This is a genomic window from Herbiconiux sp., from assembly GCF_004297105.1.
Classification (GTDB): domain Bacteria; phylum Actinomycetota; class Actinomycetes; order Actinomycetales; family Microbacteriaceae; genus Herbiconiux.
The window spans coordinates 13,116-39,517 of the sequence record NZ_SCVE01000014.1 but is presented as its reverse complement, the minus strand read 5'-3'; the positions used below and the strand labels follow the sequence as shown (position 1 = coordinate 39,517).

Here is a 26,402-nt window from a genome sequence, read left to right as displayed (position 1 = left end):
CTGCGCCGGTGGAACTCAGTACGTGGTGACCACGTTCGGGTTCGACGCCGCAGCAACGGCGATCACGATGATGATGATGACCCAGAAGAGGATCGAGAGCGCACCGATGACGATTCCTGCAATCGCAAGACCGCGGCCGTTCTCGCCGGTCTTCTTGATCTGGTTGAGCGCGATCGCGCCGAGGATGATGGCGATGAGGTTGAACTGCAGAATCGCGATCACGAGCGAGACGATCGCGAGAACGTTCGTCTTCGGTGCAGCGGGCACTGCCGCGTATCCGGGGGTGGGCTGAGTCAAGGGAGGGCTCCAATTGTCCTGAGTGATACTGACAGGCACCTATCGTGGCAGGGTGTCTGAGAAAGTGTCAATGCGGAGTGACGCACAGCGTCACCCCAGATAGGGAAAGAACGCGGCCCCTAGAGCCTCTCCACCTGGATCTGGGTGACCGGAAGCGTCGAATCCGCACCGAATCCGAGGGTCGACGGCCCATACCCGGCCTCGATCAACTGCGCGCCGAGCGCCGCGATCATCGCGCCGTTGTCGGTGCACAGCGAGAGCGGAGGGATGCGCAACGCGACCCCCGCGGCCGCTGCCCGCTCCGCGGCGACCTCGCGCACCCGCGCGTTCGCCACCACCCCGCCACCGAGCAGCAGCCGCGGGATGCCGTAGTCGGCGCAGGCCCTGAACGCCTTGGTGAGCAGCACGTCGACCACGGCCTCACGGAAGCTCGCCGCGACATCCGCCACCGGCACCACCTCGCCCGCGTCATCCGTCTTCTCCACCCAGCGCGCCACGGCGGTCTTGAGACCCGAGAACGAGAAGTCGTAGCGGTGTCTCTCAAGATCCTTGGCGCCCATGAGCCCGCGCGGGAACCGGATGGCGGCGGGGTCGCCCCCGACCGCGGCACGATCGATCTGCGGACCGCCCGGATACGGCAGGCCCAGCAGCCGGGCCACCTTGTCGAAGGCCTCCCCCGCCGCGTCGTCGATCGTCTCGCCGAGCAGTTCGACGTCGTCGACGAGGTCACGCACGAGCAGCAACGACGTGTGGCCGCCCGAGACGAGCAGGGCGATCGTGGGGTACTCGAGCGGCTCGTCGGCGAGCACGTCCGCCCCCACGTGTCCCACCAGATGGTTCACGGCATACAGCGGCTTGCCGGTGGCGACGGCCAGCGCCTTCGCCGCGCCCACGCCGACCATGAGCGCGCCGGCGAGCCCCGGACCGCTCGTGACGGCGACGGCGTCGATCTCGTCCAGGGTGATCCCGGCTTCGGCGAGCGCCGCATCGAGCGTCGGTGTCATGGCCTCCAGGTGGGCGCGCGCCGCCACCTCGGGCACCACGCCCCCGTAGCGGGCGTGCTCGTCCATCGACGAGGCGATCACGTTGGCGAGCAGGGTCGAGCCGCGCACGATCCCCACGCCGGTCTCGTCGCACGACGTCTCGATTCCGAGCACGACGGGGCCATCCGTCATCGCGGCACCTCCTCGGTGGCGAGGGCGGCCCGGTGCGGAGACAACGGTGCCTTCATCACGATCGCATCCACTCCGTCGGGCTGGTAGTAGGCGGGCCGCACCGCGATGTCCGCGAAGCCGAGCGAGAGGTAGAGCCCATGGGCCACGGGGTTGTCGGCGCGCACCTCGAGGAAGATGCTCGTCGCCCCGCGCGTGGCGGCTTCGCCGAGCAAGCGTGTCATCAGCTGGCGACCGAGTCCCCGGCCGCGGGCGGCCTCGGAGACGGCGATGGTCTGGATGTCGGCATCACTCGCGCCGCGGGGGCAGAGCAGACCCGCGTAGCCCTGCAGCGCATCCGGATGCTCCGCGTCGACCCCCACGAGGTAGTAGCACTCGGGATGCCCGATCTCCCGTTCCATGGAATCGCGTGACCAGGCGTCGGTGGTGAACGACGACTCCTCGAGGGCCATGATCGCGTCGAGATCGCCGGGCTGGGCCCGCCGCAGCTGCCAGGTCATCGCGACACCCGCTTCCGGGCGCCGGGCATCGTGACGTCGGGCGAGCGCAGGTAGAGCGGCTCGGTGAACTCGTCGGGCAGCCCCTGCGCGCGACGGATGCGGGCGATCCGCCCGAGCTGGCCGGCGCTGATCTGCGTGGCATCCACACGCCGCAGCTCCGGGTGGGGCAGTTCGTCGGGCCGGCACAGCGCCGGACCATCGGTGCGTTCCGTCCCTAGGTCGCCGAGCGCGTACGCCGACCAATAGACCTCACGTCGGCGCGCATCCGTCACCACGAGGATCCCGCCACGCACGCCGGCCGACCACTGCTCGAGCGCCACGGCGTCGTGACTCACCACGGGGATGAGCGGGCGGGCGATTCCCCAGGCGAACGTGCGGGCGGCGGCGATGCCCACACGCAGGCCCGTGAAGGGGCCGGGACCCATGCCGGCAACCACGGCATCGAGGCTGTTCGGGGTCACCGCAGCGTCGTCGAGCGTCGCCTCGATCATCTCGCCGATCACCTCGGCGTGGCGCATGGTGTCTTCGGTGGAACGCTCGGCGAGAACGCGGTCGCCGTCGGTCACGGCGACCGAGGTGCCGGCGGAGGTGTCGATGGCGAGAAACACCCTTCGAGCTTAATGCCGCCGCTACGGGTGCCGGTCAGCGCCAGCGAGGGCCGACGCCCTCCACGCGCACGCGACGCGGCTCGATGGGCGCCTCGACCTCGGCGTCGTCGGCCTCGATCTCCCCCTCGGCAGGCACCCCGGCCCCGTGCGGCCGGTCGATGTCGATCGCCAGATACGAATCGGTGAGCACGTCGATGAGTCCGGCGCCCCACTCCACCACCACCACCGAGTGCGCGAAGTCGATGTCGAGATCGTCGAGCTCGAGCGCGCTCCCCAGCCGGTAGGCGTCGACGTGCACGAGCGCGGGCCCACCCACGAGCGAGGGATGCGTACGCGCGAGCACGAAGGTGGGGCTCGTCACAGGACCGCGGATGCCGAGCCCCTCGCCCAACCCCCGGGTGAACGTGGTCTTGCCCGCGCCCAGGTCTCCGGAGAGCAGCACGACGTCTCCGGCGCGCAACGACGAAGCGATGCCGATCCCGAAGGCATGCATCGCCTCGGGATCCGCGATCTCGAAGTCCCCCTCGATCATCATTCGCCCCGGTACACCCGTGTCACACGCGCTCCCACCCGGGCCACGATCTCGTCGCCGATCGTGTCGGCGTAGCCGGCCCAGTCCTCGGCAGTGGGTTCGCCCTCGTCTCCCGTGCCGAACACCACGACCTCGTCGCCCACCTCCACGGCGTCGTCGCCGACGTCGATAACGAACTGGTCCATGGCGATGCGCCCGGCGATCGGATAGCGGCGCCCACGCAGCTGCACCTCGCCGGTGCCCGACGCGATCCGGGGGATGCCGTCGGCGTAGCCGAGCGGCACGAGCGCGAGGGTCGACTCGCCATCGGTGCGATAGGTGTAGCCGTACGAGATGCCGTGATCGTGGGGCACGCGCTTCACCGAGACCACGGGGGCGCGCAGCGTCATCACGGGCCGGAGGCCCAGATCGCGGGCCGACCGGTCGTCGAAGGGCGAGATGCCGTAGGCGGCGATGCCGAAACGCACGAGGCCGAGGCGTGCCTCGGGCATCCGGATGCCGGCCGACGAGGCCGCGAGGTGCAGCAGCGCGAAGCGCGCACCGAGTCCTTCGGCCACGGCCACCGCTTTGTGCAGGCGGGCGAGCGCGATCTCGTCGTCCTCCGGCGATGCATCGGCGAGGTGCGACCAGGCGGCGTGCAGCGTCAGCACACCCTGTGCGTCGTAGTCGATGGCACTCTGCACGAGCTGCGGCCAGTCGGCCTCGGTGGCGCCGTTGCGGCTGAGCCCCGTGTCGACCTTGAGGTGCACCCGCGGCGCTCGGGAGGCCCCCGATGCCGCGATGGCGTCGAGCTGCCACACCGCCGAGATGCCGAGGTCGATGTCGGCATCGGCGGCCTCGCGGAACAGGGCGTCGGGATCGTGCATCCAGGCGAAGATCGGGGCGGTGATGCCCGCCTCGCGCAGCGCGAGTGCCGCGGGGATGTCGAGCACCGCGAGCGAGGTGGCTCCCGATTCGAGGGCGGCTCGCGCGAGCGGCAGCATGCCGTGTCCGTACGCGTCGGCCTTCACGGCGAGCATCGTCTCGGCGGGCTTCGCCAGCTCCGAGAGGGTGCGCACGTTGTGACGGAACGCGTCGAGGTCGATCACGGCTTCGCGGCGGGGAGCAGCCAGAGGCACGCCTGTGTTGTTCGGCTGAGTCATCCGTGCACCCGCTTCACGCGCCGGCCGAGTCGCGTCACGATCTCGTAGTTGATGGTGGAGGCCGCTTCGGCCCAGTCGTCGGCGCTCGGGTACCCCTCGGCGGGGTCGCCGAACAGCACGACGCGGTCACCCACCGCCGCGACGCTCTCGCCGAGGTCGACGACGAACTGATCCATGGCCACCCGTCCCACGATCGGGTGAATGGCACCGTTCACCCACACACTGCCGGTGTTCGAGACGTGTCGCGGGATGCCGTCGGCGTAGCCGAGCGGCACGAGTCCGAGCGTGGTGTCGGATGCGGCCCGATAGGTGTACCCGTAGGAGACGCCGACACCGGCCGCCACCCGCTTCACCGCGATCAACCGCGCTTCGACGCGCATCGCGGGCGTCAGCCCGAGCTCCGCCGACCCCACTCCGCCGTAGGGCGAGAGGCCGTACAGGCCGATTCCGAGCCGCACCAGGTCGAGCCGCGTCTCGGGCAGTCGGAGGGCACCGGCCGTCGAGGCCAGATGCCGGATCGTCGGACGCAGTCCGGCCGCTGCCGCCCGCGCACCCGCCTCATCGAAGGCGGCGAGCTGCGCGAGGTCGTGGTCGTCGGCCGCGTTCGAGAGATGGCTGAAGAGACCCTCCACCACGAGGCGACCGGATGCCTCCGCCTCCCGTGCCGCCTCGAACACCGCCGCCCAGTCGGAGCGCTGGATGCCGTTGCGGCCGAGTCCGGTGTCGACCTTGAGGTGCACACGGGCGGGATGCGCGGGCGAGCCGGCATCCGCTGCCCGCTCCAGCTGGGTGCGGGTGCTGATGCCGAGGGTCACGTCGTGCGCGACGGCGGTCGTGAAGTCGGGATCGTCTCCGTGCAACCAGGCCAGCACCGGGGCGTCGATGCCCTCCGATCGGAGGGCGAGCGCCTCGTCCACATCGGCGACGCCGAGCCAGGTGGCTCCGCCGGCGAGCGCCGCTCGGGCGACTTCGGTCGCGCCGTGTCCGTAGCCGTCGGCCTTCACGACCGCCATCACCGCCGCGGGCGCGACCACTGCGGCGACGTGCGCGGCGTTCGCCGTGAACGCCGAGGTGTCGACGATGGCACGACGCAGGGCCGGGGGCGCAGCGGGAACTGCCGACGGCCCCGCCGCCGCATCCGGTGCCCGGCCGCTCATGATCGCACCCCGCCGCCTTCGGCCACCACGAACGCCAGGGCGTTGCCGCCGTCGTGGGTCATGCTGAGGTGCACGTGGGTCGCGCCGATCGCGGCCACCGCGGCGGCGACCCCGCCGGAGAGCGCGAACGAGGGATTGCGCTCCGCATCCGACACCACGGCCATGTCGTGCCACCGGAACTCGGTGGAGTGGCCCACCGCCTTGATCAGCGCCTCCTTCGCGGCGAACCGCGCCGCGAGCGAACGCGCGGGCAGCACCCGCTCGGCCTCGGTGAACAGCCGGTCACGCAGCTTGGGCGTCTTCTCCAGGGCGCGCTCGAAGCGGGCGACGTCGACGAGGTCGACTCCGACTCCGACGATCACGGCGGCCTACTCGACCGTGACCGACTTGGCCAGGTTCCTCGGCTGATCGACGTCGAGGCCCTTGGCGGTGGCGAGCTCCATGGCGAAGAGCTGCAGCGGGATGACCGTGAGCAGCGGTTCGAACAGTGGGGCGGCGAGCGGGATACGGATGACCTCGTCGGCGAACGGCAGCACCGCCACGTCGCCCTCTTCGGCGATGGCGAGGATGCGCGCGCCGCGCGCGCGGATCTCCTGGATGTTCGACACCACCTTCGCGTGCAGGGAGTTGGGGTCGCGCGGGCTCGGAACCACCACGAACACGGGCTGCCCCGGCTCGATCAGGGCGATCGGCCCGTGCTTCAGCTCGCCGGCGGCGAAGCCCTCGGCGTGGATGTAGGCGAGCTCCTTGAGCTTCAGGGCACCTTCGAGTGCGATGGGGTAGCCCACGTGGCGGCCGAGGAAGAGAACGGCACGCGAGTCGCTCATCCACTTGGCCAGCTGGGTGATCTCGGGGGCGCTCGTGAGCACCTTCGCGATCTTCTTCGGGATGCTCTGCAGCTCCTTGAGCTGCTTCGCGCCCGCGGCCGGCTCGATCGTCTCCCGCACGCGGGCGAGGTGCAGACCGAACAGGTAGAGGGCGGTGATCTGGGCCACGAAGGCCTTCGTGGAGGCGACGGCCACCTCGGGACCGGCATGTGTGTAGACCACGGCATCCGACTCCCGTGCGATCGTCGCGCCCTGCGTGTTGCAGATGGAGAGGGTGCGGGCACCGCTCGCCACGGCGTACTTGACGGCCATCAGCGTGTCCATCGTCTCGCCCGACTGGCTGATCGACACCACGAGCGTGCGCGAGGTGAGCACCGGCTCCCGGTAACGGAACTCGTGCGAGAGCTCCACGTCGACGGGTACGCGCGCCCACTTCTCGATGGCGTACTTGCCGAGCATCCCGGAGTAGCTGGCGGTGCCGCAGGCGATGATCACCACGCGGTCGATGTCTCGGAGCATGCCGTCCTGCCCCTCGAGCTCGGGCAGCACCACCTGGCCGTCGACCACGCGGCCGAGGATCGTGTTGGCCACGGCCTCCGGCTCCTCGCTGATCTCTTTGGCCATGAAGCTCGACCAGCCGCCCTTCTCGGCGGCCGAGGCATCCCACGACACCTCGAACTCGTGCGCTTCGACGGGAACGCCGTCGAAGTCGGTGACGAGCACCTCGTCGGGGGTGATGACCACGATCTGGTCCTGGCCGATGGCCACTGCCCGGCGCGTGTGCTCCACGAAGGCCGCCACGTCGGAGCCGAGGAAGTTCTCGCCCTCGCCGAGCCCGATCACGAGCGGCGAGTTGCGACGCGCGCCCACGACGGAGCCGGGCTCGTCCTGGTGCAGGGCGAGGAGGGTGAAGGCACCCTCGAGGCGCGACACCACGCGGCCCAGAGCGGCGGGCAGTCCGTCGCCCGCCTCGTATTCCCGGCCGAGCATCTTCGCGGCCACCTCGGTGTCGGTCTCGCTGTCGAAGGCGTAGCCGTCGTCGAGCAGTTCCTGCTTGAGGGTGGCGAAGTTCTCGATGATGCCGTTGTGAATGAGCGCGATGCGGCCGTCGGCCGAGAGATGCGGATGCGCGTTGCCGTCGGTAGGGCCGCCGTGCGTCGCCCAGCGGGTGTGACCGATTCCCGTCTGGCCGTCGGCCATGGGGCGCGCCTCGAGATCGTCGGCCAGAACGGCCAGCTTGCCCGCGCGCTTGCGGGTGGAGAGCGTGCCGTCTTCGCCGATCACGGCGACACCGGCGGAATCGTAACCGCGGTATTCGAGCCGGCGCAGTCCGCCGAGGAGCACCTCGAGACTGCTGTTGTTGCCGACGTAACCCACGATTCCACACATGCCAGCGAGTTTAGTCGAGCGTGACCGGAGGACTCTGACAGCCACCCGCGTCCGCGTCACCACGGCGGATCGCGCACGGGCGAACCAGGGAATCGGGCAGAATGGGGTTCTATGCCCGATTCCGCCTCCTCATCCGGATTCGCGCAGTTCAGCCCGTTCACCGAGTTCGACCGGGCACACTGGGCGGCGCTCGCGCCGACGACCCCGCTGCCGCTCCAGGAGACCGAGGTCGTGCAGCTGCGCGGTCTCGGCAACCCCCTCGACATGCGCGAGGTCACCGAGGTGTACCTCCCGCTTGCGCGGCTCATCAACCTCTACGCCACCAGCGCCCAGCAGCTGCACCGATCGACATCCGACTTCCTGGGTGAACGCAGTAAGTCGACACCGTTCGTCATCGGCGTCGCCGGCTCCGTCGCGGTGGGCAAGTCCACCACCGCGCGCCTGCTGCGCGAACTGCTCGCCCGCTGGGCCGACACCCCCCGGGTCGAACTCGTCACCACCGATGGCTTCCTGCTGCCGAACCGCGAGCTCGAGCGACGCGGCCTGATGCAGCGCAAGGGCTTCCCCGAGTCGTACGACCGCCGGGCGCTCTTGCGTTTCGTCACCGCGGTGAAGAGCGGCAATCCCGAGGTGCGCGCGCCGTTCTACTCGCACCTCAGCTACGACATCGTGCCCGAGGCCCAGATCGTGGTGCGGCAGCCCGACATCCTGATCATCGAAGGCCTCAACGTGCTGCAGCCGCCGAGCGCGAACCGGCTCGCAGTGAGCGACCTCTTCGACTTCTCCGTCTACGTGGATGCCCGCACCAACGACATCGCCACCTGGTACGAGAACCGCTTCCTCGACCTGCAGCGTGGCGCTTTTGCGAACCCCAAGTCGTATTTCCACCGCTACTCGACCCTGTCGGAGGCCGAAGCCCGCGAGACGGCGCGCTCGATCTGGAAGTCGATCAACCTGCCCAACCTCATGGACAACGTGCGCCCCACCCGCTCCCGCGCCACCCTCGTGCTCCGGAAAGACGCCGACCACAAGGTCAACAAGGTGCTGCTGCGCAAGCTGTAGGTGTGTTGGTTGCCACATGATGTGGCAACCCACGCACCTAGCCAACACTTTCTGGCAACTCGCAAGCGCACTCGCCCCACGCCAGGCTCCCCGTCCAACCACTTGCCACAAGATGTGGCAACCGGATGCGACTTGCCACATCTTGTGGCAAGCCGACGTCGCGCACGGCGCCGATCAGCCCAGCTGCTCGACCCCGGTCGACAGACGCTGGCGTACCACGTCGGCCAGGTGTTCCGCGATGCGATCGGCGGTGACCTGGTCGCCCGCCTCCACCATGACCCGCACGAGCGGCTCGGTGCCCGACGGGCGCAGCAGCACGCGACCGGTCTCGCCGAGGTCGGCTTCGGCCTCCGCTACTGCCGTGGCCAGCACGCGGTCGGTCTCCACGCCGTCGCGGTTCACACCGCGCACGTTCACGAGCGTCTGCGGGTACACCTTCATCACGCTCGCCAGTTCGGCGAGGCTCTTCTTGGTGGCCGCCATCTGACTCACGAGCTGCAGACCGGTCAGGATGCCGTCGCCCGTGGTGGCGTGGTCGGCGAAGATGATGTGCCCCGACTGCTCGCCGCCGAGGCTGAGGTGCTTCTCGTTGATGGCTTCGAGAACGTAGCGGTCGCCCACCTTGGTCTCGAGCATCGTGATGCCGTGCTTCGCCATGGCGATCTTCAGCCCCAGATTGCTCATCACCGTGGCCACGAGCGTGTCGTCGCGCAGAGCACCGCGTTCGAACTGCGCAATGGCGAGGATGGCCATGATCTGGTCGCCGTCGATCACATTTCCGGATGCGTCGACCGCAAGACAGCGGTCGGCATCACCGTCGTGGGCGATGCCCACATCGGCTCCCGCCTCGAGAACGGCGGCAGCGAGCTTGTCGAGATGGGTCGAGCCCACCCCGTCGTTGATGTTCATGCCATCCGGGTCGTTGCCGATCACCGTGATCCGCGCGCCGGCCTGGCTGAACGCCTCGGGTGACACCCCGGAGGCGGCGCCGTGCGCGCAGTCGAGCACCACATGGATGCCGTCGAGACGATGCGGCAGCGTCGTCAACAGGTGCACCACATAGCGGTCTTCCGCGTCGGCGAACCGGCGGATGCGCCCGATGTCTCCTCCGAGCGGCATGAGCTGCGGATGCTCGAGCGCCGCCTCGATGGCGATCTCGACGTCATCCGGCAACTTCTTTCCACCGGCGGCGAAGTACTTGATGCCGTTGTCGGGCGCGGGGTTGTGGGATGCAGAGATCACCACGCCGAAATCCGCACCGATGTCGGCGATCAGATAGGCAGCCGCGGGGGTCGGGAGAACTCCGGCGTCGAGAACGTCGACGCCGGAGCTCGCGAATCCCGCCGAGACGGCGGCCGCGATGAAGTCACCCGACTGGCGCGGGTCGCGAGCGACGACCGCGACCGGTCGACGACCGGCATCCCGGGCTGCCGCGCCCAGCACGCGTGCACCGGCCTGCGCGATCCGAAGAGCGAGGTCGGCGGTGACGTCCTGGTTCGCGAGCCCACGCACCCCATCGGTGCCGAAAAGGCGAGCCATACGCTAAGCGTAGGACCGAAGCGCGATCAGCGCTTCGAGAACTGCGACGCCTTACGAGCCTTCTTGAGACCGGCCTTCTTACGCTCGATGACTCGCGAGTCACGGCTGAGGAAGCCGGCCTTCTTGAGCTGCGCACGGTTGTTGTCGCGGTCGATCTCGTTCAGCGCACGCGCGATGGCGAGGCGGAGGGCACCGGCCTGACCCGAGGGGCCACCACCGGTGATCTTCGCGACCACGTCGTAGGAGCCGATCAGGTCGAGCACCTTGAAGGGGTCGGTGATCAGCTGCTGGTGCAGCTTGTTGGGGAAGTAGTGCTCGAACTCGCGGCCGTTCACCGTGAGGGTGCCGGCACCGGGAACGAGGCGCACGCGGGCGATGGCCTGCTTGCGACGGCCGACGGCTGCGCCGGACACGTTGAGAACGGCACGGGGGGCGCGGGGCGCCTCTTCGGCCGGGGTTTCGGTGGAGTAGCTCTCGGGAGCCACGTCAATCTGGTCTGCGATCTTCGCCACGGTAGTGATAAGTCCTTTGTCTGAGTCTGCTGAATGAGCGCGGGACGCTACTGGGCGACCTGGTCGAGAGTGTACGGAACGGGCTGCTGAGCAGCGTGCGGGTGCTCGGCACCTGCGTACACCTTCAGCTTGCGGAACTGGTCGCGACCGAGCGAGGTCTTCGGGAGCATGCCACGGATGGCCTTCTCCACGGCGCGCTCAGGGTTCTTCTCCAGCAGCTCGGAGTAGCTGACGGCGGTCAGGCCGCCCGGGTACCCGGAGTGACGGAAGGCCTTCTTCTGCGCCAACTTCGATCCCGTCAGCGCGACCTTGTCGGCGTTGACGATGATGACGAAGTCACCCATGTCCATGTGGGGGGTGAACGTGGCCTTGTTCTTGCCACGGAGGATGGCGGCCGCGTGGCTCGCCAGACGACCGAGAACGACGTCGGTCGCGTCGATGATGACCCAGCCGCGCGAGACTTCGCTGGCCTTGGGAGTGTAAGTGCGCGTCACAGTAGTGCTGCTTTCTTGTTCGAGTGAGGAGTTCGTGAATCCCACTCCGGTGGGCGTTTTCCCGACGCCGTCAGATCGACAGACTCAGGGCGAACGCATCCGATGGAGGGCTCAACTACGGGTGAACAGCACGAGGCGTGGACACCAAGGGTCTAGATTACGCGATACCACTCTCCCGGTCAAATGAGCTCCCGACGCGCCCTCGTCTGCTCCGCCCGGCCCGCGAGTTCGGCATCGGCGGGGTAGCCCACCTCGGTGAGTACGAGACCCTTCGCGGGCATCACGAGGAACTCGCCCGTGCGCGCCCGCGCATCTCGAAGCCGTACGACGTCGTCGCCCGTCAGCGATCCGTCGCCGACACCCACCGTGACACCCACCAGCGACCTCACCATGCTGTGGCAGAAGGCATCCGCCTGCAGCGCGGCCACCAGGACTCCGTCGGCCTCGCGGCGCCAGGTGAACGACTGCAGCGTTCGGATCGTGGTCGAATGCGGTCGTGGCTTGCAGAACGTGGCGTAGTCGTGCAGCCCCAGGAGGGCGCGGGCCGCCGCATCCATCGCGTCGAGATCGAGAACGGTCGGATGCCGCACCGTCGTGCGCCGCAGCAGCGGGTCGCGGAGGCCGGATGCGTCGCTCACCCGGTACTCGTAGCGCCGCCACACGGCGCTGAACCGGGCATCGAACCCGGCCGGCGCGAGCCGAGAGGCCACCACCACATCGGAATCCGCCCCCAGCACGCCGTTGATGCGCTGACCGAGGAGTACGGCGAGAGCGTCGGGTGCCATGGTGCGCGCATCGTCGCCGCGCCGTCGCAGGCTTCGCAGCTGGGCGTCGTCGAGTTCGAGGTGCGCGACCTGCCCCGTGGCGTGCACACCCGCATCCGTGCGACCGGCCACGTTCACGCTCGGCGCCGGCGGATACCGACGGAACAGGGTGGCGAGTGTCTCCTCGAGCACACCTTGCACAGTGCGGAGCCCGGGCTGCCTGGCCCATCCCGAGAAGTCGGTGCCGTCGTACGCGATGTCGAGCCGGATGCGCCACATCCCACTCTCTGCACTCACACCCCCAGTTTACGGAGGAGTTTCTCGCTCAGCTGCTCCGAGGTTCCTTCTCGATTCGCCTGCGCCCCAGAACTCCTCCGTCTGCACAGGCGAAACGACGAAGGCCCCGTCATCCTCTCGGATGCGGGGCCTTCGTGCAGTGCGGGTCGGAGCCTACTTGGCGTCCTTCTCCTCGGCGTCGGCCTCGGGAGCCTCGTCGGCCTCCGCAGCGTCTGCCTCAGGAGCCTCGGTGGTCTCCTCTGCAGGAGCCTCCTCGGTCTCTGCCTCAGGAGCCTCGGCCTCGACCGGAGCCTCCTCGACAGGAGCAGCCGCGGCGGCCGGAGCCGACTTGGTGCTCTTCTTCTTGGCCACGACGGGCTCGAGAACGAGCTCGATCTGCACCATGGGGGCGTTGTCGCCCTTGCGGAAGCCGAGCTTGGTGATGCGGGTGTAGCCGCCCTCACGCTCTGCCATGAGCGGAGCGATCTCGGTGAAGAGCTCGTGCACGACGGCCTTGTCGCCGATGATGCCGAGAACCCGACGACGAGCGTGCAGGTCTCCGCGCTTGGCGAACGTGATGAGACGCTCGGTCAGCGGACGCATCCGCTTGGCCTTGGTCTCGGTCGTCTTGATGCTCTTGTGCGTGAACAGGGCAGCAGCCAGGTTGGCGAGGAGCAGGCGCTCGTGCGCCGGTCCGCCGCCGAGACGGGGTCCCTTGGTTGGCTTGGGCATTTCTTATCTCCAGGTGTGGGTCAGTTGGTCGGGTTGATCAGCGGAACGAGAGAACGTCAGGCGTTCTCGTCGTCATATCCGCCGTAGAAGTGGGCGCCGTCGAAACCGGGAACGGTGTCCTTCAGCGAGAGACCGAGCTCGACGAGCTTGTCCTTCACCTCATCGACCGACTTCTGTCCGAAGTTGCGGATGTTCATGAGCTGCGTCTCCGAGAGGGCGACCAGCTCGGAGACGGTGTTGATGCCCTCGCGCTTGAGGCAGTTGTACGAGCGCACCGACAGGTCGAGGTCTTCGATCGGAACCGAGAGCTCCGACGACAGAACGGCATCGACCGGCGCGGGGCCGATCTCGATGCCCTCGGCTGCCGAGTTGAGCTCACGGGCCAGACCGAACAGCTCGGTGAGGGTGCGACCGGCGGATGCGATGGCGTCGCGCGGCGTGATGGCCGGCTTCGTCTCGACATCGACCACGAGGCGGTCGAAGTCGGTGCGCTCACCGGCACGGGTGGCCTCGACGCGGTAGGTCACCTTGAGCACGGGCGAGTAGATCGAGTCGATCGGGATCTGCCCGGCCTCGGAGAACTCGCTGCGGTTCTGGGTGGCCGAGACGTAGCCGCGCCCGCGCTCGATGATGAGCTCGAGCTCGAACTTCGCCTTGTCGTTGAGCGTGGCGATGACCAGGTCGGGGTTGTGGATCTCCACACCGGCCGGAGCCGAGATGTCGGCCGCGGTGACCTCGCCCGACGCGTGCTTGCGCAGGTAGGCGGTGATCGGCTCATCGTGCTCCGAGGAGACGACGAGGCCCTTCACGTTGAGGATGATCTCGGTGACGTCTTCCTTCACACCCGGGATGGTGCTGAACTCGTGCAGCACGCCATCGAGACGGATGCTCGTGACAGCAGCACCGGGGATCGACGACAGAAGCGTACGGCGGAGCGAGTTGCCGAGGGTGTAGCCGAAGCCGGGCTCCAGCGGCTCGATGACGAACCGCGAGCGGAACTCCGAGATGTTCTCCTCGGTGAGGGTGGGGCGCTGTGCAATGAGCACTGTTATTCCTTTCGGCTGAGTGTCCGCTATATGACACTCACGTGACGAGGTATTGAGTTGTGAGAAGAAGTGAAGGAGCAAGTACCGCCACGGGCTGCAAGGCCCGTCTTCAGCACCTACGCCGAGTCCCGCGGTCGTCCATCAGGACGCCCGCGGGATTCGAGGCGCAATAAGCGCTAGACGCGGCGACGCTTGGGCGGGCGGCATCCGTTGTGCGCCTGCGGGGTCACGTCGTTGATCGAGCCCACCTCGAGGCCGGCGGCCTGGAGCGAGCGGATCGCGGTCTCGCGGCCGGAGCCGGGACCCTTCACGAACACGTCGACCTTCTTCATGCCGTGCTCCTGAGCCTGGCGCGCGGCCGACTCGGCAGCGAGCTGCGCGGCGAACGGGGTCGACTTGCGCGAGCCCTTGAAGCCGACGCCACCCGAGGAGGCCCAGCTGATGACGGCACCGGTGGTGTCGGTGATCGACACGATGGTGTTGTTGAAGGTCGACTTGATGTGGGCCTGGCCCACGGCGACGTTCTTCTTCTCTTTCTTGCGCGGCTTGCGAACGGCCGACTTGGGGGTTGCCATATATATCTCCTGGAATCCTGGTCAGTCGGCGCGCTTAGCGGCCGGCCTTCTTCTTGCCGGCGACGGTGCGCTTCGGGCCCTTGCGGGTGCGAGCGTTGGTCTTGGTGCGCTGTCCGCGCACGGGGAGGCCCTTGCGGTGGCGAACGCCCTCGTAGGAGCCGATCTCGACCTTGCGGCGGATGTCGGCGGCGACCTCACGGCGGAGGTCACCCTCCACCTTGTAGTTGCCCTCGATGTAGTCGCGGAGAGCGACCAGCTGGTCGTCGCTCAGATCCTTGACCCGGATGTCTCCGGAGATCTCGGTGTCGGCGAGGGTCTTCAGCGCGCGCGTGCGGCCGACCCCGTAGATGTACGTGAGGGCAACTTCCACGCGCTTGTCGCGGGGAATGTCAACTCCTGCTAGACGTGCCATTGTGGCTATCTCCTGTTGATGAGTGGAGGTGTGGGACAGTGCCTGTGCTCCGGCCTCCAACCGGGGGTGTCCACCGCCCGGACGAACCGGGCGGCTTCTGGCACTGCCTATCTGTATTCAGTTGTCTCGCACAGGGCGAGGGCGATTAGCCCTGGCGCTGCTTGTGACGCGGGTTGCTCTTGCAGATCACCATGACGCGACCGTTACGACGGATCACGCGGCAGTGCTCGCACATGGGCTTGACGCTGGGGTTGACCTTCATTGTTTTTTCTCTCTTCGCTGTCCTCGTACCTCGCAGAACGCCGCGAGGCCGTTACTTTCCAGCAGCGACCTATTTCTAGGGGTCTACTTGTAGCGGTAGACGATCCGGCCACGGGTGAGGTCGTAGGGGCTCAACTCCACGATCACGCGGTCCTCGGGGAGGATGCGGATGTAGTGCTGACGCATCTTGCCCGAAATATGGGCAAGGACCTTGTGGCCGTTCGTCAATTCCACCCGGAACATAGCGTTCGGGAGAGCCTCGACGACTGCGCCCTCGATCTCGATTACACCGTCTTTTTTGGCCATAGCCTCACTGTCACTCAAGTAGTCTGTGCTGGTCGTGCGGAGAATCGGCACACGAAAATGGGCCGAAAACACCAAAGATCGAGCTTACGCTAAGAAACGCCCGGGCGCAATCAGCGGAATGACTCCACGGATCGTATAGTGCCCACGAGGTCGGCGAACAGCGGATGTGACGGCTCGATGCCGCAGGCCCGCTCCGCGAACTCCTCCGGAGTGGAGGAGGAGAGCAGCTCGGCGAGTTCGGCGGTCTGCGGGTCGCTCGGCGCGTCGAACCGCAGCGCGGAGCGTACCGCTCGAAGCAGCGCCGCCGTCGGCAGCCCCCGCTCGGCGAGCTCGGCGGCAGGGCCGATGAAACGCTCGTGGCGGCTGATCTTGCGGAGCGGCTGACGACCCACGCGCTCCGGGGTGTCGGTGAGATAGGGATTCGCGAAGCGCACCAGGTTCTTCTCCAGGTACGCCTCCTGCACGGCGGGGTCGAACTCGTGCTTCGCCACGAGCAGCGCCTTCGTCTCCTCGAGCACCGCCTTCACCTCGGTGAACACCTCGGGGATGGCCAGTGCATCGGCGAGCGTCGTCGCGCCCTCGACCCAGCCGTGGTACGCCACAGTGGCGTGGCCGGTGTTCACCGTGAAGAGCTTGCGCTCGATGTAGGGAGCCAGATCGGGTACGAAGTGCGCGAGCGGGATGTCGGGAGTCGCGTCTCCGAAGGGCCCCGACTCGATGGCCCACTCGAAGAAGTCCTCCACCGTCACATCGAGGCCCGCATCCGGAGCCTGGTTCGGCACGATGCGGTCGACGGCGGTGTTCGCGAACACGCCCTTCGCGAGTGCCTCAGGTTCGTCGCCGAGGCGACCGGCGATCTCGCCCTTCAGCACGTCGGTGGCGTTGATGGCGTTCTCGCACGCCATCACCACGAGCGGCGGCAAGGCCGCGCTGCGCGCCGAGAGCGCTCGGGCGATCACGGGAGCCACGAACTTCAGGATGTTCGGACCCACCGCGGTGGTGACGATGTCGGCGGTGGCGATCTCGGCCACCACCGCGTCTTCATCACTGCCGCTGTTGAGAGCGCGGTATCCGGTGACCGTGGTGGTGGAGGCATCCTCCCCCACGGCGTGCACCGCATAGCTCGACGAGGCGGCGAGCGCGTCGATCAGTTCGGCGTTCACATCGGCGAAGACCACCTCGTAGCCGGCCTCGTGCAGGATGAGCCCCACGAACCCGCGGCCGATGTTGCCCGCTCCGAAATGAACTGCCTTCATGATGTCCGCTTTCAGGTATTAGTCGTTGATGTCGCCGAGGATGGCGAGCACCTCGTCGGGCGTGCCGGCGGCGAGGAGCTTCGCCACCTCGTCGTCGTCGCTGAAGACGATGGCGATCTTGGTGAGGATCTCCATGTGGCCGCCGTCTTTCCCGGCGATGCCCACCACGAAGCGCACCTCTTCGCCACCCCAGTCGAGGGGCTCGTCGTACCGCACGAACGAGAGCGCCGACGCGATGATCGTGTCCTTGCCCTCGTTCGTGCCGTGCGGGATCGCGAGGAAGTTCCCCATGTACGTCGAGACCGTCTCCTCGCGCTGGAGCATGTAGTCCAGGTACTCGGGTGCGACAGCACCGGCGGCCACCAGGATGGCGCTCGCCTCGGCGATCGCCTCCTCCTTGGTGCCCGCAGTTCCACTCATGCGGATCTGCGACGGTTCCAGAACGGCCATGGGGTTCTCCCTCTCTCGCGTCGCCTAGTTGGCGGCGCTCTGTTCCTTCAGCTTCTCGACGACCTCTTCGTATCGAGGGCTGTTCATGAAGTTGTCCACCGACACGTGCTCGGCGCTCGGCGTCTTCTCCTGAGCGCGCGGCGTGAGCTCACGCTGCGTGATCACGAGGTCGACATCGTCTTCGAGGTTCGCGATCGCCTTGTTCACGACGGTCACACCCTCGATGCCGGCCTTCTTGATCTTATTCCGGAGCACGGATGCTCCCATGGCGCTCGATCCCATTCCCGCGTCGCAGGCGAACACGATGTTCGTGATCCTGCGGGTGTCGGTGAGCAGCGAGGTCTGCTCGGCCACGGCCTCGGCGTCGCCCGCGGGCACGCCCTCGGCCGAGAGGGTGCCGAGCACCGAGCTCTCCTTGCCCTTGTTGGCGGTGGTCTGCGCGATGGCCGTCGACAGGTCGCCGGTCTCACCACGGGCGAGGTCGCGCTTGCGGCTGGCCCGGAGGATGATCGACGCCACGAGGAACGACACCGTCGCGGAGAGCAGCACCGAGAGCAGCACGCCCACATAGCTGTCCGGCGCGGTCTGGATGAGCACGGCGATGATGCTGCCCGGCGAGGCCGGTGCGCGCAATCCGGAGTTGAAGAGCACGTTCACGGCGACACCGGTCGCGCCACCGGCGATGGCGGCGAGGATGGTGAGGGGCTTCGACAGCACGTAGGGGAAGTAGATCTCGTGGATACCGCCGAAGAACTGGATGATGATCGCGCCGGGAGCGCTGGCCCGGGCCAGCCCGATGCCGAAGATCGAGAACGCGAGCAGGATACCGAGGCCCGGGCCGGGGTTCGCCTCGATGAGGAACAGGATCGACTTGCCCTGCTCGGCCACCTGCTGCACGCCGAGCGGTGTGAAGACGCCGTGGTTGATGGCGTTGTTGAGGAACAGCACCTTGCCCGGCTCGACCAGGATCGAGGCCAGGGGCAGGAGCCCCAGGGTGACGAGCCAGTTGACCGCGCCCTCGAGCGCCTTCGACAGAACCTCGATGACGGGGGCGATGCCGAAGAATCCGGCCACGGCCAGGATGAAGCCGAGGATACCTGCCGAGAAGTTGTCGACCAGCATCTCGAACCCGGCCTTGATCTTGCCGGCCCAGATGCTGTCGATCTTCTTGATCAGCCACGCGCCCAGCGGGCCCATGATCATGGCACCGATGAACATCGGCACCGAGGCGCCGACGATGACACCCATCGTGGCGATGGTTCCCACCACGCCGCCTCGCGCACCGTAGACCATGCGGCCACCGGTGTTGGCGATGAGCAAGGGCAGCAGGTAGGTGATCATCGGCGAGACGAGTCCGACGTACTGCGTGAACGTCGTTCCGTCATCCGCCTGGGCCAGCGACGTCGCCGCCCCCTGCCAGCCGATGATGTCGGCGTTGCCGAAGCCGCCGAGGATGCCGTTCGGCAGCCATCCGGTGGCGATGAAGAGGCTGGTGATCAGACCCCACGCGATGAACGCGGGGATGTTGGGCATGACCATTCCGGAGAGGAAGGTGCCGAAGCGCTGAACGCGCACACGGGCCCCACCTCCTGAGGCCTTGGTTTCTGACGTCGTTGTCATGACGGCTTCTCCGTTTCTGTGTTCTCGGGGTTGTAGGAATGAGCGGTGTGGTGCAGGTTCAGCCGGGGCTGAGGGTGGTGCGTCAGGCGCCGGCCGCGGCCGCAGTGACCGCGCCCCGCGCCTCGATCGCGCTGTTCGCCGAGAGAGCGAGCTCGGCGAAACGCTGGGCGTCCTCGAGCGTGAAACGCGCGAGTTCAGCACGCACGTCGGCGAGAGCCGACGGCGACATCGAGAGGGTGGTCGCTCCGAGGCCCACGAGCACCACAGCGAGAAGCGGATCGGCCGCCGCCTCGCCACAGATACCGACGGGCTTGCCGATCGCCTTGCCGGCCTTGCCGACCTCGCCCACGAGCTTGAGCACCGCTGGATGCCACGGGTCCTGGAACGACGCCACCGAGCCGAGCAGGCGGTCAGCCGCCAGCGTGTACTGGGTGAGGTCGTTGGTGCCGATCGAGGCGAAGTCGGCATCGGCGAGGATGCGGTCGGCCAGAAGAGCGGATGACGGCACCTCCACCATGACACCGGCTGTCTTGAGTCCGAGCTGGCGAGCGAGTGTCGTGAAGTAGCGCGTCTCCTCCACGGTGGACACCATGGGTGCCATCACCCACACCTCCGCGTCGGTCTCCGCATCGGCGGCGGCGAGCGCCATGAGCTGGTCGCGCAGGATCGGCTCGTTCGCCCGCAGGGCTCGCAGACCGCGGAGCCCGAGAGCCGGGTTCTCCTCGGGGGCGTCGTTGAGGAAGCTGAGTGGCTTGTCGGCCCCCGCATCCAGGGCGCGAACGACCACCTTCTTGCCGGCGAAGGCTTGGAGCAGGCGCACGTACTGTGCCTTCTGGTCTTCGACCGTCGGCGCGGTGGAGGAGTCGAGGAAGAGGAACTCGGTGCGGAAGAGGCCGACTCCCTCGGCCCCCTTTGCGAGCGCATCCGCCGCGCCATCGGCCGAGCCGAGGTTGGCGAGCAGGGGCACGAGGGTACCGTCGGCGAGAGCGCCCGGGCCGGTGGCTGAGCTACGCGCGGCTTTGATCTCCTCGGCCTTGGCCGCTGCCGCTGCGCGATCGGCGTCGCTCGGACCGACCGACACGGAGCCGGTCGAGGCATCCACGATCACGTCGGTGCCGTCGGTGAGCCGCAGCGCATCCTGCACGCCCACGATTGCCACGATCGACTTCTCACGGGCCAGGATGGCGGTGTGCGAGGTGGGGCCGCCGTCGCTCGTCACGAGGGCGAGCACCTTGTCGAGATCGAGCAGTGCCGTGTCGGCCGGGGCGAGGTCGCGGGCCACCAGCACGAACGGGTAGTCGGGGTCGGGCACACCCGGGGCGGCCACGCCACGGAGGTGGGCGACCACGCGCTGCGAGACGTCGTCGAGGTCGGTGGCGCGTTCGCCCATGTAGCCGCCCATGCTCACGAGCAGGTCGCGGAAGGCGGCGAAGGCCTCGTAGACGGCGCGCTCGGCCGTCTTACCCGCATCGATGCGCGCACCGACGTCGTCGATGAGCGTGGGGTCCTCGGCCATGAAAGCCTGAGCCTCGAGCACGTCTTTCGCCGAGCCGCCGGCACGTTCGCCTCGGTGACGGATGATCGCCGCGGTGGCCGCGAGCGAGGCGCGGGCGCGCTCCTTCTCGGCGTCGGCGGTGAGGGTGCTCGTGGTCTCCTCGGGCTCGGGGAGAGGGTCGGGCATCCGGAGCACGGGTCCCGTGGCGATGCCACGGCCGATGCCGGTGCCGTGCAGTTCGCTGCCTGCTGCGATGTCGTCGGCCATCACTCGGCGTCCAGATCGGTACCGAGGAGCGTGGCGAGTTCGTCGAGCAGTGCATCGGAGGCGGGAGCCTCGGACGCGAGTGTGACGCTGTCGCCCTTCTCGATGCCGAGCGAGATGACGCCCAGGATGCTGGCCGCGTTCACCGCCTTGCCCCCCGCCTTGGAGATCTGCACGGGAACGCCCGACTTGGCGACGGCCTGGGTGAACAGGGTCGCCGGGCGCGCGTGCAGTCCATGCTTCGATGCCATTTCAACAGTGCGTTCGGCCATCTTCAGTCTCCTTGTGTGGGCTCAGCCTTGAGCAGGTTCTCGACGCTTCCCGATGTCTCGAGCAGCTCCGTCACGAGGTCGGCCGCGGCGTCGGCGCCTTCGGCACCGAATGCGGTGTCCGGCAGCAACGCCGCCTTCACACCCCGGGCTCGAGCACGCTCGTTCACGTCATCGAACTGGGCGCTCAAGTGGGGTCCGACCAGCAGGATGCGCGTCGCCGCGAGCCGTTCGTCGAGATCGGCCAGAGTGCCGGCCTCGACGATCAGGTCGAGACCGCGCGTTCGGGCGACCCGGCGCACGCGGAGCGCGAGAAAAGTGCTCGATGCTCCTGCACCGCAGACGATGAGCACTCTGTCCACGCACGCCTCCTCGCGTCCTGCTTCGATCTTTACGATCCTGCGGTACCTCCGTACCCGTTTCCAGCAGCGTTGCTTCCTCACCCCCGGAAGGCTCTCTGAAGACGGGCCGTGAATCCGGGGTCGTCGCTTGATTTCCCAGCCACGGCATCCGCCCGGCGCATCCGGGTACGCTTGGACGGCAACAGCGCCGGATGCCGGCGCCGAGGGCGACGGGTGATGAGCGAGAAGTACGAACGACTGCTGGACTACCTGGCGGAGGCCGACGACTGGATGACGGCGGGCGAGCTCGCCGACCGGCTGGGCGTCACCACCCGCAGCGTGCGCAGTTACGTCACGAGTGTGAAGACCGCCGCCCGCCCCCTCGAGGTGATCGCATCGTCCACGAGCGGCTACCGCCTCAATCGAGAGGCGTACGCGAACTTCCTGACCGGGCTGAGGTCTCGGGATGCCGAGCCCGGCAGCCCTCGGGAGCGGGTGCACTATCTCATCCGACGACTTGGCGACGCGCCATCCGGTGTCGATGTCTACGACCTGTCCTCCGACCTCTACGTCAGCGACTCCACGGTCGAGGCCGACCTGCGCAAGGCGAAGATCCTTGTCGAGGAGGCCGGGTTGTCGCTCGTGCGTCGCGGCAGCATCGTGTCACTGGCCGGCAGCGAGCTGAACCGGCGGCGGCTGCTCAGCCGCATCTTCCGCGACGAGAGCGCGCAGGGTTTCCTCGACCTCGAGAACATCCAGCGCGAATTCGCCGCCGACGGCCTGCCGGCGTTCAAGACCGGGCTCATCGGCATGCTCGACGGCAACGGGTACTTCGTGAACGAGTACTCCATCAACAACGTCCTCCTGCACGTCGTGATCGCGGTCGACCGGGTCAAGAAGAACCGGCCGATCGATACCGCCGACGACCTGCCGCTCTCCGACACCATCCGCGACATCGCCACGCAGCTCGATGTGCTCGTGCAGGCGCACTTCGGCGCCGTGCTCGGCCGCCGCGAGCTCGCCTACCTCTCGGTGCTGCTGACGACGAGGGTGCTCACCCCTGGGCACGACGAGCCCACCGAGAGCGTGGCCGACACCTACCTCGACGCCGATGACCTCGCCGACATGCGCCGCATCGTGAAGCTCGCGAGCGACGAGTACCTCGTCGATCTCGACGACGAAGACTTCATCGTGCGGCTGAGCCTGCACATCCGCAACCTGGTCGCGCGCGCACACGACAACTCGTACTCGCGCAACCCGATGACCCGCTCGATCAAGGGCTCCTACCCGATGATCTACGAGCTCGCGGTCTTCATCGCCAGCCAGATCCAGCGTCGGCATGCGATCACCATCACCGACGACGAGATCGCCTACATCGCGCTGCACGTGGGCTCGTACCTCGAGCGACAGAATCTGCGCGAGGAGCGGGTGAGTTGCGCGCTGGTGTGCCCGAACTACTACGACATGCACGTGATGCTGCGCACGAAACTCGAGGCCGAGCTCGGCGGCGAGCTGCAGATCGACGTGGTCATCACCCGGGCGGATGTCGACTGGGGCAGCCTCTCGTCAGACATCGTGGTCACCACCATTCCCGTGCCCGCGGCGCGCGACAACGTGGTGGTCATCCAGCCGTTCCTCACCGAGGCCGACCTCGAGGCCATCCGCCGTGCGATCACCACGGTGAGGCGGCACCGGCGGCGCATGGAGATCAAAGACGAACTCCTGCAGTACTTCGACGAGCGGCTCTTCTGGCGCAACCTGCACACCCACTCCGAGGCGGGGATGATCCGCACGCTCGGGCAGTCGATGGTCGAGCTCGGAGTCATCGACGACACCTACGTCGAGGGGGCGATCGAGCGGGAGACCATGTCGTCCACCGCTTTCACCGACACGATCGCCGTTCCGCACGCCATGGCCATGAGCGCATCGCGCACCGCCATCGCGATCGTGGTCAACGAGACCCCGATGTCGTGGGGCGAGAACCGGGTGAACGTCATCGCGCTCATCGCGTTCAGCGAGAGCGGCCGCAAGGCGTTCCAGAACGTCTTCGACCAGCTCGTCGAGGTGTTCTCCGACCGCGATGACGTTCAGCGCATCGTGCGGCGCGGAACCGATTTCGCGTCGTTCATCGACGAGCTCGTGCACGTCATGGACACCTGATCAGGGAATCGGAACCGGAGTGATCCCGAGGGGCGCAAGCCCTGCCGCTCCCCCGTCGGCTGCCGTCAGCACCCAGATTCCGTCAGCGTGTACGGCCACCGAGTGCTCCCAGTGGCTCGACATGCTGCCGTCGGCGGATGCCACGGTCCACTCGTCGTCGCGAACGTACGTGTCGGTGGTGCCGGCTGTGATCATCGGCTCGATGGCCACCACGAGGCCGGGCCGCACCTCCGGTCCGCGCTGGCGCACCCGGTAGTTGAACACCGGCGGCGCCTCGTGCATGCTCCGGCCGATTCCGTGGCCGATGTAGTCGGTGAGGATTCCGTAGGTCGCCCCTGCCGCGACCGAGGGGTGGTCTTCCACGTATTCCTCGATCGCCTCCCCCACCTCGTTGAGATGCCGTGCTGTCGCCAGGCGCGCGATGCCGTGCCAGAGCGACTGCTCGGTGACATCCGACAACAGCCGGCGAGCGGCCACGAGGTCGGGGCGTGCGGGGTCGTCGAGAACGATCGTGATGGCCGAGTCGCCGTTCCAGCCGCCGACATCGGCGCCGCTGTCGATCGACACGATGTCGCCCGCCTCGAGAACCCGGCTGCCGGGGATACCGTGCACGATGTCGTCGTTCACCGACGCGCACACGGTGTGGACGTAGCCGGGCACCATCTGGAAGTTGGACACGCCGCCCAGCGAGCGGATCGTACGATCGGCGATCGCGTCGAGCTCGAGCGTGGTGATGCCCGGGCGGATTGCGGCACGCACCGCATCGAGCGACGCGGCGGTCACCAGACCGGGCTCGACCATCAGACGGAGCTCGGCAGGTGTCTTGTAGATGCCCTTGTTGCGGCCGATCACCGGGCGCCGCCCATCACGCGGGAATTCCGGTCATCGACTCGCGAGAGCCGCGATGATGCGTCCGGTGACCTCGTCGATCTCGCCGAGGCCGTCGACCTCCACCACGAGCCCTCGTGACTGGTAGACCGCCACGAGAGGGGCGGTCTGCTCGGTGTACACGTCGAGTCGCTTGCGGATGATCTCTTCGGTGTCGTCGCTGCGGCCCTGCTCCGCGGAGCGCTTCAGCAACCGCGCGACCACCTCATCGGTGTCAGCGGTCAGCACCACCACGGCGTCGAGCGCCGAGCCGGCCACTCCGAGGATGTCGTCGAGCTCCTCGACCTGCTGCAGCGTGCGCGGGTAGCCGTCCAGCAGGAAGCCGTCGGCCACGTCGGGCTGGGCCAGGCGGTCGCGCACCAGGTCGTTCGTGAGGGAGTCGGGTACGTACTGGCCGGCGTCCATGAAGGTCTTCGCCTTCACACCCAGCTCGGTCTCGTTCTTTACGTTCTCACGGAAGATGTCGCCGGTGGAGATCGCAGGGATGCTGTAGGCCTCGGAGAGGCGAGCCGCCTGCGTGCCCTTACCGGCGCCGGGCGGCCCCACCAGAAGAAGCCTCAATGCCGTGCCGGACTCGACGGCACTGCTCCCGGTGGTTCCGACCGTTTCCGTCATCGCAAGAGCCCCTCATAATGGCGCTGCTGCAGCTGGGAGTCGATCTGCTTCACCGTCTCGAGACCGACACCGACGATGATGAGGATCGACGCACCACCGAACGGGAAGTTCTGGTTCGCGCCTACTGCCACCAACGCTATCAGTGGCAGAAGGGCGATCAGACCGAGGTAGATCGAGCCCGGAAGCGTGATGCGGGTGAGCACGTAGTCGAGGTATTCCGCCGTCGGGCGTCCCGCACGGATACCGGGGATGAAGCCACCGAACTTCTTCATGTTGTCGGCGACCTCTTCGGGGTTGAAGGTGATCGCGACGTAGAAGTAGGTGAATCCCACGATGAGCAGGAAGTACAGCAGCATGTAGAGCGGGTGATCGCCACGAACCAGGTAGTTGTTGATCCAGGTCACCCAGCCGGCCGGTGCCTCGCCGGCGGCGGGCTGGTTGAACTGCGCGATCAGGGCCGGAAGGTACAACAGCGACGACGCGAAGATCACCGGCACCACACCGGCCATGTTGACCTTGATGGGGATGTAGGTGTTGTTTCCACCGTACGTTCGCCGCCCGACCACACGCTTGGCGTATTGAACCGGGATGCGTCTCTGCGAGAGCTCGACGTACACCACCAGGAACACCACACCGACTCCGACCGCGATCACCACGAGGAAGATCTCGAAGCTCTTGGTCTGCGCGATGAGCCAGAGCGACTCGGGGAAGCGCGAGGCGATGGAGGTGAAGATCAGGAGCGACATGCCGTTGCCGATGCCGCGCTCGGTGATCATCTCACCGAACCACATGATGACGCCGGTACCGGCCGTCATGGTGATCACCATGAGCAGGATGGCGTACCACGCGTCGTTGGTGATCAGCTGGCCGCATTCTGCGACGGTCGACGTACCGAACAGGGCGCCGCTCCGAGCGACCGTGATCAGCGTCGTGGACTGCAGGATGCCGAGCGCGATGGTCAGGTAGCGCGTGTACTGCGTGAGCTTGCTCTGACCCGACTGGCCCTCCTTGTAGAGGGTCTCGAAGTGGGGGATGACCACCCGCAGCAACTGCACGATGATCGAGGCCGTGATGTACGGCATGATCCCGAGCGCGAAGATCGAGAGCTGGAGCAGCGCGCCACCCGAGAAGAGGTTGACGAGCTCGTAGAGGCCTGAGGTGCCTTGGTTGGCCGCCAGGCAGGTCTGCACGTTTCCGAAGTCCACGAAGGGAGCGGGGATGAATGATCCCAGGCGGAAAAGCGCGACGATGCCGAGCGTGAAGCCAATCTTCCTGCGGAGATCCGGAGTCCGGAAGATCCGCGCGACGGCTTTGAACAAAAAGGGCCTCCTGCGTTCGTGTGGCTCAATGCCAAGAAGACCGGTGACCCGAATCGTGGCCTCGACAGGCTACATCATTCTGATGAAGCATCTGTTTTCGGGCACGGATTCAGGTCACCGGT

The 26,402-nt window shown here is 67.4% G+C and carries 30 protein-coding genes; 2 read left to right on the top strand and 28 right to left on the bottom strand.

Annotation, left to right across the window (positions count from 1 at the left end; translation table 11 throughout):
- Nucleotides 1–15: 15 nt before the first annotated feature.
- The 9 genes from EPO52_RS11685 to glmS form a co-directional block, all read right to left on the bottom strand.
- A complete protein-coding gene (locus tag EPO52_RS11685; protein ID WP_290806524.1) occupies nt 16–297 on the bottom strand; it encodes a DUF4190 domain-containing protein in 282 nt (93 codons plus the stop codon).
- Between the two features lie 119 nt (nt 298–416).
- Nucleotides 417–1,472, bottom strand: coding sequence for a tRNA (adenosine(37)-N6)-threonylcarbamoyltransferase complex transferase subunit TsaD (gene tsaD, locus EPO52_RS11680; RefSeq protein WP_290806521.1), 1,056 nt, complete (start codon nt 1,470–1,472; stop codon nt 417–419).
- Nucleotides 1,469–1,969, bottom strand: a complete 501-nt coding sequence (gene rimI, locus EPO52_RS11675; protein ID WP_290806518.1) for a ribosomal protein S18-alanine N-acetyltransferase — start codon at nt 1,967–1,969, stop codon at nt 1,469–1,471. Before rimI ends, tsaD begins: the two co-directional genes overlap by 4 nt.
- Entirely contained in the window at nt 1,966–2,577 is a 612-nt protein-coding gene (gene tsaB / locus EPO52_RS11670; RefSeq protein WP_290806516.1) for a tRNA (adenosine(37)-N6)-threonylcarbamoyltransferase complex dimerization subunit type 1 TsaB, read from the bottom strand. The genes rimI and tsaB overlap by 4 nt, the downstream gene beginning before the upstream one ends.
- A gap of 34 nt (nt 2,578–2,611) precedes the next feature.
- The gene (gene tsaE / locus EPO52_RS11665) at nt 2,612–3,109 is read right to left on the bottom strand and encodes a tRNA (adenosine(37)-N6)-threonylcarbamoyltransferase complex ATPase subunit type 1 TsaE (protein ID WP_290806848.1); all 498 of its coding nucleotides are present in this window, start codon (nt 3,107–3,109) and stop codon (nt 2,612–2,614) included.
- A complete protein-coding gene (gene alr / locus EPO52_RS11660; protein WP_290806513.1) occupies nt 3,109–4,251 on the bottom strand; it encodes an alanine racemase in 1,143 nt (380 codons plus the stop codon). The genes tsaE and alr (EPO52_RS11660) overlap by 1 nt, the downstream gene beginning before the upstream one ends.
- Complete coding sequence (alr, locus tag EPO52_RS11655; protein WP_290806510.1) at nt 4,248–5,408, bottom strand: alanine racemase; 1,161 nt, start codon at nt 5,406–5,408, stop codon at nt 4,248–4,250. The genes alr (EPO52_RS11660) and alr (EPO52_RS11655) overlap by 4 nt, the downstream gene beginning before the upstream one ends.
- Nucleotides 5,405–5,770: a holo-ACP synthase gene (locus EPO52_RS11650; RefSeq protein WP_290806507.1), complete on the bottom strand. Its 366-nt coding sequence runs from the start codon at nt 5,768–5,770 to the stop codon at nt 5,405–5,407. The genes alr (EPO52_RS11655) and EPO52_RS11650 overlap by 4 nt, the downstream gene beginning before the upstream one ends.
- Nucleotides 5,771–5,776: 6 nt before the next feature.
- Nucleotides 5,777–7,624, bottom strand: coding sequence for a glutamine--fructose-6-phosphate transaminase (isomerizing) (gene glmS, locus EPO52_RS11645; RefSeq protein WP_290806505.1), 1,848 nt, complete (start codon nt 7,622–7,624; stop codon nt 5,777–5,779).
- Between the two features lie 111 nt (nt 7,625–7,735).
- Here glmS and coaA point away from each other — a divergent pair, with 111 nt between their 5' ends.
- Nucleotides 7,736–8,686: a type I pantothenate kinase gene (gene coaA / locus EPO52_RS11640; RefSeq protein ID WP_290806503.1), complete on the top strand. Its 951-nt coding sequence runs from the start codon at nt 7,736–7,738 to the stop codon at nt 8,684–8,686.
- Nucleotides 8,687–8,860: 174 nt separating this feature from the next.
- On the opposite strand, the gene glmM is transcribed toward coaA, so the two are convergent.
- From glmM to EPO52_RS11560, 16 genes are all read right to left on the bottom strand, one after another.
- The gene (gene glmM / locus EPO52_RS11635) at nt 8,861–10,225 is read right to left on the bottom strand and encodes a phosphoglucosamine mutase (RefSeq protein WP_290806500.1); all 1,365 of its coding nucleotides are present in this window, start codon (nt 10,223–10,225) and stop codon (nt 8,861–8,863) included.
- 26 nt (nt 10,226–10,251) lie between these two features.
- Nucleotides 10,252–10,737: a 30S ribosomal protein S9 gene (gene rpsI, locus EPO52_RS11630; protein ID WP_290806497.1), complete on the bottom strand. Its 486-nt coding sequence runs from the start codon at nt 10,735–10,737 to the stop codon at nt 10,252–10,254.
- Between the two features lie 47 nt (nt 10,738–10,784).
- Complete coding sequence (rplM, locus tag EPO52_RS11625; protein WP_290806494.1) at nt 10,785–11,231, bottom strand: 50S ribosomal protein L13; 447 nt, start codon at nt 11,229–11,231, stop codon at nt 10,785–10,787.
- 179 nt (nt 11,232–11,410) lie between these two features.
- Nucleotides 11,411–12,274, bottom strand: a complete 864-nt coding sequence (locus EPO52_RS11620) for a tRNA pseudouridine synthase A (RefSeq protein ID WP_290806845.1) — start codon at nt 12,272–12,274, stop codon at nt 11,411–11,413.
- 171 nt (nt 12,275–12,445) lie between these two features.
- The gene (rplQ, locus tag EPO52_RS11615; protein WP_290806491.1) at nt 12,446–13,003 is read right to left on the bottom strand and encodes a 50S ribosomal protein L17; all 558 of its coding nucleotides are present in this window, start codon (nt 13,001–13,003) and stop codon (nt 12,446–12,448) included.
- 56 nt (nt 13,004–13,059) lie between these two features.
- Nucleotides 13,060–14,049 (bottom strand): DNA-directed RNA polymerase subunit alpha, encoded by a 990-nt coding sequence (locus tag EPO52_RS11610; RefSeq protein ID WP_290806489.1) that lies wholly within the window; start codon nt 14,047–14,049, stop codon nt 13,060–13,062.
- 176 nt (nt 14,050–14,225) lie between these two features.
- Nucleotides 14,226–14,624 (bottom strand): 30S ribosomal protein S11, encoded by a 399-nt coding sequence (gene rpsK, locus EPO52_RS11605; RefSeq protein WP_022896808.1) that lies wholly within the window; start codon nt 14,622–14,624, stop codon nt 14,226–14,228.
- Between the two features lie 34 nt (nt 14,625–14,658).
- The gene (rpsM, locus tag EPO52_RS11600) at nt 14,659–15,036 is read right to left on the bottom strand and encodes a 30S ribosomal protein S13 (RefSeq protein ID WP_066041126.1); all 378 of its coding nucleotides are present in this window, start codon (nt 15,034–15,036) and stop codon (nt 14,659–14,661) included.
- A gap of 145 nt (nt 15,037–15,181) precedes the next feature.
- Entirely contained in the window at nt 15,182–15,298 is a 117-nt protein-coding gene (gene rpmJ, locus EPO52_RS11595) for a 50S ribosomal protein L36 (RefSeq protein WP_085018765.1), read from the bottom strand.
- Between the two features lie 83 nt (nt 15,299–15,381).
- A complete protein-coding gene (infA, locus tag EPO52_RS11590; protein WP_022883252.1) occupies nt 15,382–15,603 on the bottom strand; it encodes a translation initiation factor IF-1 in 222 nt (73 codons plus the stop codon).
- 110 nt (nt 15,604–15,713) lie between these two features.
- On the bottom strand, nt 15,714–16,859 hold the full coding sequence (locus EPO52_RS11585; RefSeq protein ID WP_290806401.1) for a mannitol-1-phosphate 5-dehydrogenase: 1,146 nt from the start codon (nt 16,857–16,859) through the stop codon (nt 15,714–15,716).
- Nucleotides 16,860–16,877: 18 nt separating this feature from the next.
- Nucleotides 16,878–17,309: a PTS sugar transporter subunit IIA gene (locus EPO52_RS11580; RefSeq protein ID WP_290806398.1), complete on the bottom strand. Its 432-nt coding sequence runs from the start codon at nt 17,307–17,309 to the stop codon at nt 16,878–16,880.
- Nucleotides 17,310–17,333: 24 nt separating this feature from the next.
- Nucleotides 17,334–18,929, bottom strand: a complete 1,596-nt coding sequence (locus EPO52_RS11575) for a PTS mannitol transporter subunit IICB (protein WP_290806396.1) — start codon at nt 18,927–18,929, stop codon at nt 17,334–17,336.
- An 82-nt stretch (nt 18,930–19,011) separates the two neighbouring features.
- Nucleotides 19,012–20,691 (bottom strand): phosphoenolpyruvate--protein phosphotransferase, encoded by a 1,680-nt coding sequence (gene ptsP / locus EPO52_RS11570; RefSeq protein ID WP_290806393.1) that lies wholly within the window; start codon nt 20,689–20,691, stop codon nt 19,012–19,014.
- Nucleotides 20,691–20,960, bottom strand: coding sequence for an HPr family phosphocarrier protein (locus EPO52_RS11565; protein WP_290806390.1), 270 nt, complete (start codon nt 20,958–20,960; stop codon nt 20,691–20,693). The genes ptsP and EPO52_RS11565 overlap by 1 nt, the downstream gene beginning before the upstream one ends.
- A gap of 2 nt (nt 20,961–20,962) precedes the next feature.
- Nucleotides 20,963–21,319, bottom strand: a complete 357-nt coding sequence (locus EPO52_RS11560; RefSeq protein ID WP_290806387.1) for a hypothetical protein — start codon at nt 21,317–21,319, stop codon at nt 20,963–20,965.
- Between the two features lie 216 nt (nt 21,320–21,535).
- Between EPO52_RS11560 and EPO52_RS11555 the strand changes: the two genes are divergently transcribed.
- On the top strand, nt 21,536–23,458 hold the full coding sequence (locus tag EPO52_RS11555; protein WP_290806384.1) for a BglG family transcription antiterminator: 1,923 nt from the start codon (nt 21,536–21,538) through the stop codon (nt 23,456–23,458).
- Here the strand turns inward: EPO52_RS11555 and map are convergent, their stop codons facing one another.
- Genes map through secY form a run of 3 tightly spaced genes read right to left on the bottom strand, consistent with a single transcriptional unit; the run spans nt 23,459 to nt 26,280 of the window.
- The gene (gene map, locus EPO52_RS11550) at nt 23,459–24,307 is read right to left on the bottom strand and encodes a type I methionyl aminopeptidase (protein ID WP_290806843.1); all 849 of its coding nucleotides are present in this window, start codon (nt 24,305–24,307) and stop codon (nt 23,459–23,461) included. It abuts the gene before it with no gap.
- Between the two features lie 33 nt (nt 24,308–24,340).
- On the bottom strand, nt 24,341–24,961 hold the full coding sequence (locus EPO52_RS11545; protein WP_290806382.1) for an adenylate kinase: 621 nt from the start codon (nt 24,959–24,961) through the stop codon (nt 24,341–24,343).
- A complete protein-coding gene (secY, locus tag EPO52_RS11540; RefSeq protein WP_290806379.1) occupies nt 24,958–26,280 on the bottom strand; it encodes a preprotein translocase subunit SecY in 1,323 nt (440 codons plus the stop codon). The genes EPO52_RS11545 and secY overlap by 4 nt, the downstream gene beginning before the upstream one ends.
- Nucleotides 26,281–26,402 lie beyond the last annotated feature (122 nt).

What these genes read in the sequence shown, in the direction of transcription:
- EPO52_RS11575 (WP_290806396.1), bottom strand. Translation starts at nt 18,929, where the DNA reads ATGACAACGACGTCAGAAACCAAGGCCTCAGGAGGTGGGGCCCGTGTG.
- tsaD (WP_290806521.1), bottom strand. Translation starts at nt 1,472, where the DNA reads ATGACGGATGGCCCCGTCGTGCTCGGAATCGAGACGTCGTGCGACGAG.
- EPO52_RS11620 (WP_290806845.1), bottom strand. Translation starts at nt 12,274, where the DNA reads ATGTGGCGCATCCGGCTCGACATCGCGTACGACGGCACCGACTTCTCG.
- EPO52_RS11565 (WP_290806390.1), bottom strand. Translation starts at nt 20,960, where the DNA reads ATGGCCGAACGCACTGTTGAAATGGCATCGAAGCATGGACTGCACGCG.
- tsaE (WP_290806848.1), bottom strand. Translation starts at nt 3,109, where the DNA reads ATGATCGAGGGGGACTTCGAGATCGCGGATCCCGAGGCGATGCATGCC.
- EPO52_RS11585 (WP_290806401.1), bottom strand. Translation starts at nt 16,859, where the DNA reads ATGAAGGCAGTTCATTTCGGAGCGGGCAACATCGGCCGCGGGTTCGTG.
- coaA (WP_290806503.1), top strand. Translation starts at nt 7,736, where the DNA reads ATGCCCGATTCCGCCTCCTCATCCGGATTCGCGCAGTTCAGCCCGTTC.
- alr (WP_290806513.1), bottom strand. Translation starts at nt 4,251, where the DNA reads ATGACTCAGCCGAACAACACAGGCGTGCCTCTGGCTGCTCCCCGCCGC.
- rpsM (WP_066041126.1), bottom strand. Translation starts at nt 15,036, where the DNA reads ATGGCACGTCTAGCAGGAGTTGACATTCCCCGCGACAAGCGCGTGGAA.
- EPO52_RS11580 (WP_290806398.1), bottom strand. Translation starts at nt 17,309, where the DNA reads ATGGCCGTTCTGGAACCGTCGCAGATCCGCATGAGTGGAACTGCGGGC.
- ptsP (WP_290806393.1), bottom strand. Translation starts at nt 20,691, where the DNA reads ATGGCCGACGACATCGCAGCAGGCAGCGAACTGCACGGCACCGGCATC.
- EPO52_RS11555 (WP_290806384.1), top strand. Translation starts at nt 21,536, where the DNA reads ATGAGCGAGAAGTACGAACGACTGCTGGACTACCTGGCGGAGGCCGAC.
- rplQ (WP_290806491.1), bottom strand. Translation starts at nt 13,003, where the DNA reads ATGCCCAAGCCAACCAAGGGACCCCGTCTCGGCGGCGGACCGGCGCAC.
- glmM (WP_290806500.1), bottom strand. Translation starts at nt 10,225, where the DNA reads ATGGCTCGCCTTTTCGGCACCGATGGGGTGCGTGGGCTCGCGAACCAG.
- rpmJ (WP_085018765.1), bottom strand. Translation starts at nt 15,298, where the DNA reads ATGAAGGTCAACCCCAGCGTCAAGCCCATGTGCGAGCACTGCCGCGTG.
- rpsK (WP_022896808.1), bottom strand. Translation starts at nt 14,624, where the DNA reads ATGGCAACCCCCAAGTCGGCCGTTCGCAAGCCGCGCAAGAAAGAGAAG.
- rimI (WP_290806518.1), bottom strand. Translation starts at nt 1,969, where the DNA reads ATGACCTGGCAGCTGCGGCGGGCCCAGCCCGGCGATCTCGACGCGATC.
- EPO52_RS11545 (WP_290806382.1), bottom strand. Translation starts at nt 24,961, where the DNA reads ATGACGGAAACGGTCGGAACCACCGGGAGCAGTGCCGTCGAGTCCGGC.
- glmS (WP_290806505.1), bottom strand. Translation starts at nt 7,624, where the DNA reads ATGTGTGGAATCGTGGGTTACGTCGGCAACAACAGCAGTCTCGAGGTG.
- alr (WP_290806510.1), bottom strand. Translation starts at nt 5,408, where the DNA reads ATGAGCGGCCGGGCACCGGATGCGGCGGCGGGGCCGTCGGCAGTTCCC.
- infA (WP_022883252.1), bottom strand. Translation starts at nt 15,603, where the DNA reads ATGGCCAAAAAAGACGGTGTAATCGAGATCGAGGGCGCAGTCGTCGAG.